The sequence below is a fragment of the Fusicatenibacter sp. genome, assembly GCF_050872605.1.
Lineage (GTDB): Bacteria > Bacillota > Clostridia > Lachnospirales > Lachnospiraceae > Fusicatenibacter.
The window spans coordinates 1-11,926 of record NZ_JBNMHD010000056.1; the positions used below are offsets into that span (position 1 = coordinate 1).

General features: G+C 53.2%; 14 protein-coding genes and 1 pseudogene. 12 read left to right on the top strand and 3 right to left on the bottom strand.

Annotation, left to right across the window (positions count from 1 at the left end; translation table 11 throughout):
- The 6 genes and pseudogenes from ACY2VT_RS13140 to ACY2VT_RS13165 all read left to right on the top strand — a co-directional run.
- The coding region (locus ACY2VT_RS13140) for a hypothetical protein (RefSeq protein WP_461880191.1) at positions 1 to 419 on the top strand (419 nt) is incomplete at its 5' end.
- Positions 407 to 694, top strand: coding sequence for a CD1845 family protein (locus ACY2VT_RS13145; RefSeq protein ID WP_461880192.1), 288 nt, complete (start codon positions 407 to 409; stop codon positions 692 to 694). The genes ACY2VT_RS13140 and ACY2VT_RS13145, both read left to right, overlap by 13 nt.
- Positions 695 to 819: 125 nt before the next feature.
- Positions 820 to 1,581, top strand: a complete 762-nt coding sequence (locus tag ACY2VT_RS13150) for a type IV toxin-antitoxin system AbiEi family antitoxin domain-containing protein (RefSeq protein ID WP_461880193.1) — start codon at positions 820 to 822, stop codon at positions 1,579 to 1,581.
- Positions 1,568 to 2,542: a nucleotidyl transferase AbiEii/AbiGii toxin family protein gene (locus ACY2VT_RS13155; RefSeq protein ID WP_461880194.1), complete on the top strand. Its 975-nt coding sequence runs from the start codon at positions 1,568 to 1,570 to the stop codon at positions 2,540 to 2,542. Before ACY2VT_RS13150 ends, ACY2VT_RS13155 begins: the two co-directional genes overlap by 14 nt.
- Positions 2,543 to 2,549: 7 nt before the next feature.
- The gene (locus ACY2VT_RS13160) at positions 2,550 to 2,864 is read left to right on the top strand and encodes a hypothetical protein (RefSeq protein ID WP_461880195.1); all 315 of its coding nucleotides are present in this window, start codon (positions 2,550 to 2,552) and stop codon (positions 2,862 to 2,864) included.
- A gap of 53 nt (positions 2,865 to 2,917) precedes the next feature.
- Positions 2,918 to 3,043: pseudogene (locus tag ACY2VT_RS13165) on the top strand (relaxase/mobilization nuclease domain-containing protein); the annotation flags it as partial.
- A gap of 183 nt (positions 3,044 to 3,226) precedes the next feature.
- Here the strand turns inward: ACY2VT_RS13165 and ACY2VT_RS13170 are convergent.
- Both ACY2VT_RS13170 and ACY2VT_RS13175 read right to left on the bottom strand, forming a co-directional pair.
- Positions 3,227 to 3,700 carry a hypothetical protein gene (locus ACY2VT_RS13170; RefSeq protein WP_461880196.1) on the bottom strand — a complete coding sequence of 158 codons (474 nt, stop codon included), beginning with the start codon at positions 3,698 to 3,700 and terminating at the stop codon, positions 3,227 to 3,229.
- A 25-nt stretch (positions 3,701 to 3,725) separates the two neighbouring features.
- Complete coding sequence (locus ACY2VT_RS13175; RefSeq protein ID WP_461880197.1) at positions 3,726 to 4,235, bottom strand: helix-turn-helix domain-containing protein; 510 nt, start codon at positions 4,233 to 4,235, stop codon at positions 3,726 to 3,728.
- A gap of 258 nt (positions 4,236 to 4,493) precedes the next feature.
- Between ACY2VT_RS13175 and ACY2VT_RS13180 the strand changes: the two genes are divergently transcribed.
- The 4 genes from ACY2VT_RS13180 to ACY2VT_RS13195 all read left to right on the top strand — a co-directional run bounded on the left by ACY2VT_RS13180 (position 4,494) and on the right by ACY2VT_RS13195 (position 9,193).
- Positions 4,494 to 5,918, top strand: coding sequence for a relaxase/mobilization nuclease domain-containing protein (locus tag ACY2VT_RS13180; RefSeq protein WP_461880198.1), 1,425 nt, complete (start codon positions 4,494 to 4,496; stop codon positions 5,916 to 5,918).
- Between the two features lie 736 nt (positions 5,919 to 6,654).
- Positions 6,655 to 7,329, top strand: a complete 675-nt coding sequence (locus ACY2VT_RS13185) for a response regulator transcription factor (protein WP_461880199.1) — start codon at positions 6,655 to 6,657, stop codon at positions 7,327 to 7,329.
- Positions 7,317 to 8,450, top strand: coding sequence for a HAMP domain-containing sensor histidine kinase (locus ACY2VT_RS13190; protein WP_461880200.1), 1,134 nt, complete (start codon positions 7,317 to 7,319; stop codon positions 8,448 to 8,450). Before ACY2VT_RS13185 ends, ACY2VT_RS13190 begins: the two co-directional genes overlap by 13 nt.
- A 68-nt stretch (positions 8,451 to 8,518) precedes the next feature.
- Positions 8,519 to 9,193 (top strand): ABC transporter ATP-binding protein, encoded by a 675-nt coding sequence (locus tag ACY2VT_RS13195; protein WP_461880201.1) that lies wholly within the window; start codon positions 8,519 to 8,521, stop codon positions 9,191 to 9,193.
- 62 nt (positions 9,194 to 9,255) lie between these two features.
- Here the strand turns inward: ACY2VT_RS13195 and ACY2VT_RS13200 are convergent, their stop codons facing one another.
- Positions 9,256 to 9,411 (bottom strand): hypothetical protein, encoded by a 156-nt coding sequence (locus tag ACY2VT_RS13200; RefSeq protein ID WP_461880202.1) that lies wholly within the window; start codon positions 9,409 to 9,411, stop codon positions 9,256 to 9,258.
- A gap of 21 nt (positions 9,412 to 9,432) precedes the next feature.
- Here ACY2VT_RS13200 and ACY2VT_RS13205 point away from each other — a divergent pair, with 21 nt between their 5' ends.
- Together ACY2VT_RS13205 and ACY2VT_RS13210 are read left to right on the top strand one after the other, a co-directional pair.
- Entirely contained in the window at positions 9,433 to 11,664 is a 2,232-nt protein-coding gene (locus ACY2VT_RS13205; RefSeq protein ID WP_461880203.1) for an ABC transporter permease, read from the top strand.
- A gap of 92 nt (positions 11,665 to 11,756) precedes the next feature.
- Positions 11,757 to 11,926 (top strand): TetR/AcrR family transcriptional regulator (locus tag ACY2VT_RS13210; RefSeq protein WP_461880204.1); only part of this gene is annotated, 170 nt, incomplete at its 3' end.

An 11,926-nucleotide genomic window follows, 5' to 3' on the forward strand; every position in this document is an offset into this window, starting at 1 on the left:
ACTATTCGTATGACTTTGCCGCATCCTTGCAAAACACCAATGGGCAAAGTATTCTAATATCAGAAAAAGATTTGACCGCTTGGAAAGGAGCTGCGGAACGTATGCTGACAAACGAAATTGTGCTGAAGGTATTTTCTGACTACCTCAACCGCGATACGGATTTTGAAGTTGTCCTGACCAGCAGAGGCTACACGGTCATGGGTTTTGACAACCACCGTCAGGACTGGAACACCGTGGACTATTGCCCTACGCCCGAAGCGCTGCGGGACTCTCTGTTGAACGCCTATGAGAGCTTCCGCGAGCTGGAGATCACGGGCGGTGATCGTGATTTGACCGAAAAGGAAGAAGCAAAGCTCGCCAAAGAGCGTGACGCGCTGACCGCGCTTTGCGAAAAGGAGGCCGCAAAATGTTCATCCTGAAAATTCTCTTTGCGCCGCTGTCGCTTATCCTCTCCCTGTTCGTTTGGCTGTGCGCAGGGCTGCTGTCCTGCTCCGGCTTCGTGTTCAAACTGGCAAGCGGGCTGCTCTCCCTGCTGGCTTTCGCCGTGCTGATTACCTACTCCGTAAAGAACGGCATTATCCTCCTTATGCTGGCGTTTCTGATAAGTCCGATGGGGCTTCCGATGCTGGCCGTTTGGGGGCTGGGCAAACTGCAAGGTGCAAACGCTGCCATGAAAAACTTCATCCATAGTTAAAGCACAAGCCGGGGCGAACGCCTCGGCTTGCTTTTCACAAATTCTGTTTTTGTTTTTGCTCAAAGAGATTGTAAAAACTATCTCTCTGTGCTATAATGTCTACGAGCGTTAGAGAGGTGAGCATTATGAAGCACTATGAGAAGCTGCTGGAATTAGGCTGTTTCAGCAAAAATGATTTGGAGCAGATCACCGGCAGCGAAGCGGCGGCCAAATGGCTTTGCCGGGAGTATCAAAAGAAAGGCTACATCGAGCGCGTAAAGCGGGATTTGTATGTTGCCATCAGTCTGGAAACCCAACAGCCCATTGCCAACCGCTATGTGATCGCCTCTCACATCAGTAACGATGCCGCCGTGTCGTATCACAGCGCGTTCGAGTTTTACGGTTACAGCAATCAGGTCTTTTACGAAACGCAAGTGACCAGCGAGAGCCGGTTCCGGGATTTTGAATACGACGGCGTGACATACCGGCGGATTGCTCCTCGCATTACTGGCGGTATCACAGAGATAAACGGCACCCGCGTCACAACGCTGGAGCGGACGGTGATTGATTCCATCAATCTGTTTGAGAAAATCGGTGGGCTGGAAGAACTTCTGCGCTGCCTTGCGCTGATCCCCGCGCTGGATGAAGCAGCGCTTTCGGTCTGCCTCACAGAGTATGAAAGCGGCTTCCTCTATCAAAAAACGGGCTATATCCTGTCCGCCTTTGCAGGCAGTCTCGGCCTCTCGAATAGTTTTTTCGCCATGTGCAAATCGCACCTTCCGAAAGGAAAATCTTATTTATCAAGCGAGAGCCAAGGCTTCATCTGGCACGAGGAATGGAAGCTGTATGCACCGAAAAATCTGATGCACATGATAGATAAAGGGGTAACAGACTATGATGCAATTTGACAGAATGACTTTGGGCAAGAAAGCCCGCGAATTGGGTTTTGTCCGCGATACCTTTGAAAAGGTCTGCCGTCTGGCCGATGTGCTGGATTTTATTCAAAAGGATGCGCTGCTTTCCAACGTGCTGGCGCTGAAAGGTGGAACGGCCATTAACCTGACTATCTTCAATTTGCCCCGGCTGTCCGTTGACATCGACATGGACTTTTCTGAAAATGTTCCCCGTGAAGAAATGCTCACAATACGGAAGCAGATCACGGAGCGGATCAGTAAATACATGACCGCCGCAGGGTATCATCTGAGCCAGAGATCCAAAACGTATCATGCTCTGGACTCCTTTGTTTATGAGTACCAAAATGCTGGTGGGATGAAAGACAACCTCAAAATCGAGATCAATTACATGCTTCGCTGCCATGTGTTAGCGCCGGTACGCAGAACAGTCAATCTGCCTTGGCTGGAACAGGAGCTTACTGTTTTGAGCGTCGATCCGCTGGAAATCTACGGTTCAAAGATCGTTGCACTTCTCAACCGCGCAGCTCCCCGCGACCTCTATGACATACATACAATGATGGAGTATGGACTGTTTGACGAATCGCAGGAACCCATGCTGAAAAAGTGCGTCATGTTTTATAGCGCCATTGGTTCCGACAGCGTTCCAGACCGATTTCATTTTGAGCAGATCGCCTCGGTGTCCCAGCAGCGTGTCAAAACCGACCTTATCCCGGTGCTGCGTCGTGGCACTTGGTTCGATGCGCAGCAGGCGCATGAACAGGTCATCGCCTATCTGGAAAAACTGCTGACACCGGACGAACGGGAGCTTTCCTTCTGGACTTCATTCAGCCAGCAGGAATATCGCCCGGAGCTGCTTTTCCAAGATGCAGATATTCTCTCGCGCATCGGACAGCATCCGATGGCGCTCTGGAAATGCGGCGATAAGCAGAATAAGCCCACCGCCGAAACGGACTGAGGCCAGTATGAAGAAGCACGGACATTACTGCAAAATCTGCGGCGAATATAAGTCAAATGAAAAATTCTCTGGCAAAGGTCATGCCGCCCACATCTGCAAAGCCTGTTCTGCTCTGCCACCGGAAAAGAAAGCTGAGATGATGGCGGTCAACCGGCTGTTGAATCTTCCGTGGCAGCTTTCCAAAGAGCAAAAAGATTGGTTAAAGCGCAGGACGCATGATTGCCGCGCCGAGGTCAAAGCACTTGCACAGCAGCAATACGAAGTGCGTTTTGGGTACACGCACACTTGTGATGAGCTTGATGACGCAGAAGAAATAGAATAGTGCAAAACGGTCTGCTTCGGCAGGCCGTTTTGCTTTTCGAGAAGGTGTCCAACATGGCAACTACGCGCCTGATGCCCCTGCACACCGGCAAAGGCCGCACGGTGGGACAGGCCATCAGCGACATCATCGGCTACACCAAAAATCCGCAAAAGACAGACGGCGACAGGCTGATTACGAGCTAGCAATGCGACAGCAGGATCACCGCCGATCTGAATAATGGCAGAGGGCGGCAGCATTTTGTGCTGTCACCCTCTTAATTACAGAACGGCAAAGACGGGCAGGGCTGTCAACGGCGGCGCATTTGCGCCGTTCATCTTGACCGTTGACTGGCTCAGCTGGCTTTGTTATATTCTCCGATAAAATTAGTTCAATACGGCTTTATATCCACTGGTCTTATTACCGGTGATAGTAATAAAATATGATTCGCCAAAGTGTGCTTCCCACGAGATAGGCTCCGTATACTTTGTGATGTTATCTGGATATACATTTTCATAATTGGGAGCTACATATTCGGTTATGATTCGGAGTTGGATTGACAGCTCAAAGGTATCAGAGAGACTATTTAGTTCTTCCTTATTCCACACCACGATAACATCAGAATCGTGCTTGATTAACGAACCGTCCGCATTTGACATACCCCCACTATATTCATGACTATCCGCACGATAATCATAAACCAGTAATCCAACATCTTCTTCCGTGTCTAATTGCAGGTGCAGGACTATTTCATCATCAGCAGGCACATATTCTTTGGGAATTACCTGATTGTAAACTACAAGACCCAAGCCCAACACAACCACTATCGCGGCAATAATTCCAATTATCTTTTTCTTCATGTTAGAAACACTCCTATTTTTCCATTCATTCTTTTTTGAAAGTGAAGAAAATTCCCATGATTGCAGCAATAAAGATAATTGGCGCTACTCTGACAAACAGCCATTCAAATGAGTGGAAAGCTACTCCGAGTACAGCGGTTTCAGTGTCGCTATAATCCCAACCCAAATAAGGACTACTCCATATTATTAAAGCCGCAAAAATCACTACTATAATTGCACATAATGAGATAAGCAACCAACGGATAATTTTTCTTTTTGTGGTTTTCCTTTGTGCCAGTTGTAAATTTATTACCTCCAATTTTTCAGAAATTGCTTTTAAGTTATCAACCTCTGCTTCAGTTGCAGTTTCTCCCAGTAGTGTACTTACAGGTGTTTCAAGCACTTCCGATATGGAGATTAACATATCAGAGTCGGGAACTGACAATCCTTGCTCCCATTTAGAAACTGTTTGCCGCACAACATTCAGTTTGACGGCAAGCTCTTGTTGGGAAAGTCCTTTCGATTTTCTGAGCGCTTTAATATTTTCGTTGAGCATTAAGGACGGCCTCCTTTCTTTTCGGCGCTATCGTTATTGTAGTCGAAATTGCCCGTTGCCACAAGCAACGCATCTTAACATCTTTAGAAAATGATGATTTTGAGCCGTTTCTTTTGCTATTTAACGATTGTGAAAGCCATTCATGAACTGATAAAATAAGCCGTATTATAAAATTCATCTCACCGCTCACATTACACATCATCCATTTCAAACGGTCTGCTTCGGCAGGCCGTTTTGTTTTTCAAGGAGGTGTTCAGCATGGCAACCACGCGCCTGATGCCCCTGCACACCGGCAAAGGCCGCACGGTGGGACAGGGAATCCGCGACATCATTGACTACACCGAAAATCCGCAAAAGACAGACGGCGGCAGGCTGATTACGAGCTGGCAATGCGACAGCAGGATCGCCGACGCCGAGTTTCTTTTCACCAAGAATCAGTACATCCAAAAGACCGGCAGAGTGCGCGGCGAGGATAATGTGATCGCCTACCATCTGCGGCAATCCTTTGTCCCCGGCGAGATCACACCGGAGGACGCGAACCGTTTGGGCTGTGAGCTGGCTAAGCGCTTCACCAAAGGCAATCACGCCTATATCGTCTGCACCCATATCGACAAAGCCCATATTCACAATCATGTGATCTGGAACTCTACCGCGCTCAGCCAGACCCGAAAATTCCGAAACTTTTGGGGCAGCAGCCGCGCCGTGCGGCGGCTCAACGATACTATCTGCATTGAGAACGGCTACTCCATCGTGGAGAATCCGAAGCGCCACGGCAAAAGCTACAACAAGTGGCTGGGCGACAAAAAGAAGCCCTCCCACCGGGAGCGGATATGTGCGGCCATTGACGATGCGCTGGCGCAAAAGCCCGACAGCTTTGAAGCGTTGTTGGAGCTGCTGCGGCAGGCCGGGTATGAGGTCAAGGGTAAGAAAGTCCCGTCCCTGTTGGGCGGCGAACAGAAAAAGTCCATTCGCATGGATACCCTCGGCGACGGTTATACTCCCGCAGATCTCCGCGCGGTGATTGCAGGCGAAAAGGCACATACGCCGCGAAAAAGCGCCGCAGCGCCGGTTAAACCGGAAAAGCGCAGCGGGAATCTGCTGGTGGACATTCAGGCCAAATTACGCGCGGGCAAGGGCGCTGGCTATGCGCGTTGGGCGACGTTATTCAACCTGAAGCAGATGGCGCAGACGGTGGCCTATCTGCAAGACCACGAGCTGTTAGATTACGCCGTTCTTTCGGAGAAAGCGGCGGCAGCGTCCGCTCACTTCAATGAGCTTTCCGTAAGGATCAAGGCTGCGGAAAAACGCATGGCCGAGATTGCCGTGCTGCGGGAGCATATCGTCAATTACGCTAAAACCCGCGACACCTACGTTGCCTATCGCAAGGCCGGGTACTCCAAGAAATTTCTTGCAGAGCATGAAAGCGAGGTCACGATCCACAAGGCCACAAAAAACTATTTCGATGGACTGGGCTTCAAGAAGCTGCCCACCATCAAGGCGTTGAATACCGAGTACGCCAAGCTGCTGGCGGAGAAAAAAGCCGCCTACGCCGACTACCGAAAAGCCCGCGAGGAAATGAAAGAGCTGCTGACGGCCAAGGCCAATATCGACCGTATTCTGGAACTGGACAAGGAACAGGAGGAAGCGAATGAACGACGGGAAAAAGAGGCGGAGCAGCGCTAAGCTGTCTGCCCATAAGCGATTTGCAAAATCGCGCAGCCGATGGAAGGGGTACCCCGCAAAGCCGTGGCTTTGTGGGGAGAGGACGAGCGATGAAGTGACTGAGCCTTGCCGCTTGCGGTGAGGCGAAGGATACGCAATCCGCGAGGACGAATCCATCGTTCCAGAACACAAGTTTTGTGTTCTGCGGGGATTGGGGCAGCGCCCCAACAAGCATGAAACAGGCGGGTTCCGTGTAAACGGAATCCGCCTGTTTTCGCAAAGTGGGTACCGCTTTGCATTGCTTGCCGCTTTCTTGCCCCCGCTATCCGAGAGGCGTGTCTGTCTATTATGTGCACAAGTTTTCCTTAACGGATAGACGGAAAAAGCAGAAATTCCAACGTTGCTTTACATCCGTGCGGCGATATGTTTTCTATCCCGAATGTTCCTTTATGTGCAGCCGCAATCTGGGTCTGCTGCTGTCAATCCTTTGTGTTCGCAGTAAGGAGAGCCGTAGCGCGATCAATGTGATCTCGTTGGTCATTAGCTTTCTTTGGCTGCTTCTCATCGCGGGAATCGTTGGGCTGGCGATTGTTCTCAACCTTGCCCGATAAAAGTCCCGCCGTCCGGTAAAGTGATTGCCGTTGTTGCGTTTGCTCCTGTGCGCTGGTAGAATATCAATAGAGGTGTTTCTATTGGGCTTGAGAAAGTCTTGAGATTTATGGGATAAAATGACCTCTATAGAGAGGAGGCGAGCGCCATGCGGGAAAGGCTGCTGATCGTGGATGACGAAACAGGTGTGGTGGAACTGCTGAGAAGCTATTTTGAAATGAGCGGCTATACGGTCTATACCGCTTGCAGCGGAAAGGACGCGCTGAGACAGGCTGGTTGCCAGCCCGATCTGGTGCTGCTGGACATCAACATGCCGGATATGGATGGGCTGACCGTCTGCGAAACGCTGCGACAGTACATCGCCTGTCCGGTGTTGTTCCTGACTGCCCGCGTGGAAACAGCGGACAAGATCCGGGGCTTTCAGGCCGGAGCGGATGATTACATCGTGAAGCCCTTCGACATGGACGAGTTGGGTGCGAGAGTAGCTGCCCACCTGCGACGGGAGAACCGCAGGCAGGAACGGTCGGTGCTTCGCTTCTTCGCCGACATGGTCATTGATTATTCCCGGAGGGAGGTCACAATCCGCAGCGAGATGATTCCGCTGTCCCGCAAGGAATTTGATATTGTGGAGCTGCTGTCCGTCAACGCCGGACAAGTCTTTGACCGGGAGCGAATCTATGAGCGGGTGTGGGGCTATGATGGCGACGGCAGCAGCGACACCGTCATGGAGCACATCCGCAAGATACGCGCCAAATTTGCCGCCGCGTCACTGCACAGCTATATCGAAACGGTCTGGGGGGTGGGCTACAAGTGGAACGGCTGAGGAATATGAGCCTGAAGCGGGCGCTGTTTACGCTGGCGCTGGGAAATCTGCTGGCGGCCTTCGTTCTGTCCGTCCTGACCTTCTGGGGATGTGTGCGGCTGCGGGACACACTGACGCCCTCTGACACGCAGATCATTGTCGGTGCAGAAGGCGTGACAGAGACCGTGCTGCCGGAGCCGGAAGCCACTGCATCCGCCGCTGGAAATCTGCTGACGGTGCTGCAATTTCTGCTGCCCATGCTGTTCTTTGTGGCGGCACTGCTGCTGACCGCCGCGCTGTTTTACCGCTGGAAGCTAAAAGCGCCGCTTGCCATATTGTCGGACGGTGCAAACCGCATCATGGAAAACGATCTGGATTTCACCGTCTCTGCTGTCTCCAACGATGAACTGGGGCGGCTCTGCGCCGCCTTTGAGACCATGCGGCAGTCGCTGTTGGAAAACAACCGCCTGCTTTGGCGGCAGACAGAGGAGCGCAAACGGCTGAACGCCGCTTTTTCACACGACCTGCGCAATCCGGTGACCGTACTGAAAGGTTCGGCTAAGCTGGCACGGCGGTGTGCGGAGGCAGAAAATACTGCACAGCTCGAAGAAAACCTCGACCGCATCGACACCTACACCGACCGCATCGAGCACTATGTGGAGACAATGAGCACCGTACAGCGGCTGGAGCAGTTGGAGCCGAAGCCTAAAGATGTTAATACCGCCGCGTTGAGCGGAGAATTGCAGAAAGCACTCTCGTTCGCGGCGGATGAGGGAGAAAAGCAGCTGATTTTCCACGGCCTGACAGCGCCTCCGGCCGCAATTCTGTTGGACAAAGAGCTGCTATTTCAAATAGCGGAAAATCTGACAGCCAACGCTCTGCGGTTTGCCAGGGAGACGGTCATGGTCACGCTTTGCGTTACGGGCGGCCAACTGACGCTTACCGTTGCGGACGACGGCGGCGGCTTCCCGCCAGACCTGCTGAAAGGCGGTGTACAGCCCTTTCACAAGGGCATGGAGGCGGTCGGCCACTTTGGCATGGGACTGTATATTTGCGACCTGCTCTGCCGCAAACACGACGGCTCTCTGACGCTAAGGAATGATAATGGTGCGGTGGCCTGCGCCTCGCTGAAAATTTCATAACACTTGAGCGTTTTTTGAGAAATGCCTGCTACACTCTCCCTATCAAAGCGATAAGGAGAGTGTTTTTTATGGACATTCAGGTCAACGACATTTCCAAAATCTACGGTGCGGGTGAAAGCAGGGTCACGGCACTGCACCACGCCAACATGCAGATCCGTCCCGGTGATTTTATCTCCATCATGGGGCCGTCAGGCAGCGGGAAAAGTACGCTGCTACATATCATCAGCGGGCTGGACACGCCGACCTCCGGGCAGGTACTGTACGGAGACACCGACATTCACCACGGCTCGGATCGGGAACTGTCTGCTTTCCGCCGCAGAAAAATCGGCTTTATCTTTCAGCACTTCAACCTTCTGCCGGTGCTGACGGCGCAGGAAAACATCACCATGCCGCTGCTGCTGGACGGGCGGCAGCCGGACGAAGCGTATTTGCAGGAGATTGCAGCGTTTCTTGGCATCGACAAACGGCTCACGCATTTGCCCCATGAGCTGTCTGGTGGCCAGCAGCAGCGGGTGGCTATCGCCCGTGCTTTGATCACAAAGCCGGATATCATCTTCGCCGACGAGCCAACCGGGAATCTGGACAGCAAAAGCGGCGGCGAGGTGATGCGAATGCTCTGCGATCTGCGCCGACAGATGAACAAAACGCTGGTCATCATCACCCACGACCCGCGCATTGCGGAAATGGCCGAGCGCCGGTTTACCATCGTGGACGGCACGCTTACGGAGGTGACGGGAAAATGAAAAGCTATCTGTCCCTTGCGTGGAAGGAACTGAAAGCCCAGAGAGTCATGGCCATTCTGATTTTAATTGCCGTGATCCTGTCCAGCCTGATGACCACCGTCATCGGCCAGTCCATCGGCATTTTGCAGGCCATGCGGGTGCAGCAGGCGGAGCGCCTGAACGGCAGCCGTTATGCCACCTTTCACCAACTGACGCAGCAGCAGGCGCAGGCGCTGCACGACGATCCGCGGCTTACAGATGTGGGCGATGTGCTCTATCTCGGCAGCACGGGGCTTGGCAGCAGCAGTCTGAAACTCTCCCTGCGGGAGTACCACGACGATGCGCTTGCCATGTACCCATCTATCGGAAAGATCAAGGAGGGCCGTCTGCCGGAGGCGGCAAAGGAAGTGGCTCTGCCGGAGGATGCCCTGCAATATCTGGATGAGAATGCCGCCGTGGGCGGTACCATCCGCCTGACTCTGACCGTCTCCACCATGGACGGATTGCTGCCAGAAATAGAATATACCGCCGATTTTACGCTGACCGGTATTCTGGAGAGCAGCTATCTCGGCTATTCCTCCGGAACTGTACAGGGCATTGTTGGCGAGAGCAGTGCCGAAGCGCTGCTGCCGGAGGAATACCGACTGATTTCCACAGACTTCAAGACACAGAGCAAACAGGACTTCCAGCGTATTGTCCGTGAGTTGGCAGAGACCTTGCAGGTGGATGTGGCGTTCATCCAGTACAATCCAGTGCTGCTGAACGCTCTGGGTATCGCCTATGATACGGATGAGGACGGCGATACCGGCTCCGGCTTTCCCTTTATGGCGGCAGCCTGCGTCATCGTCGGCGTACTTGTCCTGCTGGCAGCCGGACTTGTCATCTATAACATTCTGAAGATCTCCATCGCCAAGCGGGTGCGGGAGTATGGCACACTCCGCGCCATCGGCGCGCAGCGCGGGCAGGTCTACCGGCTGGTATCCGTGCAGCTGTTGCTCCTGTGCGGTATTGGTATCCCTGTCGGACTGCTGCTGGGCGTTCTGTCTGCCAAGGGCGTGCTGATTGCCGCCACCGGCGCACTGAATCCGGATATTTTCATGGCAAACAGCGCACAAGAGCTGAATTCCGCCATCAGCAGCGCAGCGGAGGTAAAGCCGGTCATGCTTCTTGCCAGCATCGCCGTAACGCTGACGTTCGCAATGTTGGCCGCGTTTCCGGCGGCGCGGTACGCCGCCCGCGTTTCGCCTACCGTCGCCATGTCCGGGCAGACGGCAAAAATCAAACGCCGCATCAGAAAGTCCCGTACCATCCATCATTTCGAGGCATGGTACGCTCGGCTCAATCTGAAACGTGGGCGCGGCAGAACGGCCATTACCATCCTGTCGCTGGTGATGAGCATCACGGTATTTGTCGCCCTGCAAAGCTTCACAGGTCTTCTGGATGCCAGCAGCGCAGTACAGGATATGTACACCGGCGATTATGCACTGACCAACGAGGATGCAGGCATTTCGGCGGAGGGCGTGGAAAAGCTGCGGGCAAACGATGCCGTAGCGCAGCTCTCCACCACGCGGCTGTCTGTGTTCATGCCCGACCAGACGCTGCCGTTCGATACGAACCTCTCCTTGCAGGGGCATGAGACCTTGCAGCTGGCCAGCGTAGACGAGGCGCAGCTTTCCCGCTTTGCACCCACACTTTCCGCACAAGACAAGCAGGCGCTGCTGGACGGAACGGGCTGCCTTGTTAAAAATCCTATTGCCCTCTCCTACGGTGGAGAAACCGTCCAGCAAACCAGCCTCGCCGTCGGCGATGTCGTAAAGCTGGGCGATAAGGAGCTTCGCGTGGCCGCTCTGTTGGACAGCCCTGTTACCATCGGCAGCAGCGGCTTTACCAACGGTGTGCAGATCCTTGTCAGCGATGCGATGTATTGTGAGCTGACGGGCAGCGATTACTATGCGGAGGTCTGCCCCACGCTGAAAAAGGATGCAGACACCGCCGCCTTTGAAACATGGCTGGACGGCTGGTGCGGAGAAAATCCCGGTACACAGTGGCTTTCCTATCGCCAGAGCAGTCAGGAGATGGCGGAGAGCTTCGTCCAAATCAAAATGCTCTGCTGGGTGCTGATCGCGCTCATCGGTGTGATTGGTGTTCTGAATATCATCAACACCGTTTATAGTAATATCCACACCCGCATCGGCGAGATCGGGATGCAGCGCGCCATCGGAATGAGCGCCGCCAGCCTGTACAAAACCTTCCTCTGGGAGGGCGCATATTACGGCATTTTCGCGTCGGTGATCGGTGCGGTGCTGGGCTATGTCTGCTGCATCTTCGTCGGTGCGGCGCAGACAGACACCTTACAGCTGGTGGCAGTCCCCGTTGCGGCCATTCTGGAGGCTGCTGCCGTCTCGGTGGCCGCGTGTCTCGCTGCCACGGCTATCCCACTGCGCACCATTTCCAGAATGAGCATTGTGGACTCTATTGAAACAGGCGAGTAACCTCGGAGAAAAATTATTTTTGCCTCTTGACAAGTAACCACTCGGTAACTATAATAGGAGTTACCGAGTGGTTACCTGCAAGGAGGAATATTATGGCTGGAGATACGAAAGAACGAATTTGGGAAACAGCGCTGGAATTGTTTGCGCAGAACGGCTACCTTGGGACATCTATGAATGATATTGCCAAGCAATTAGGATTCACAAAAGCCGCCTTGTATAAGCACTATACCAGCAAACAGGAGATTTTAGACAGGATTGTAGA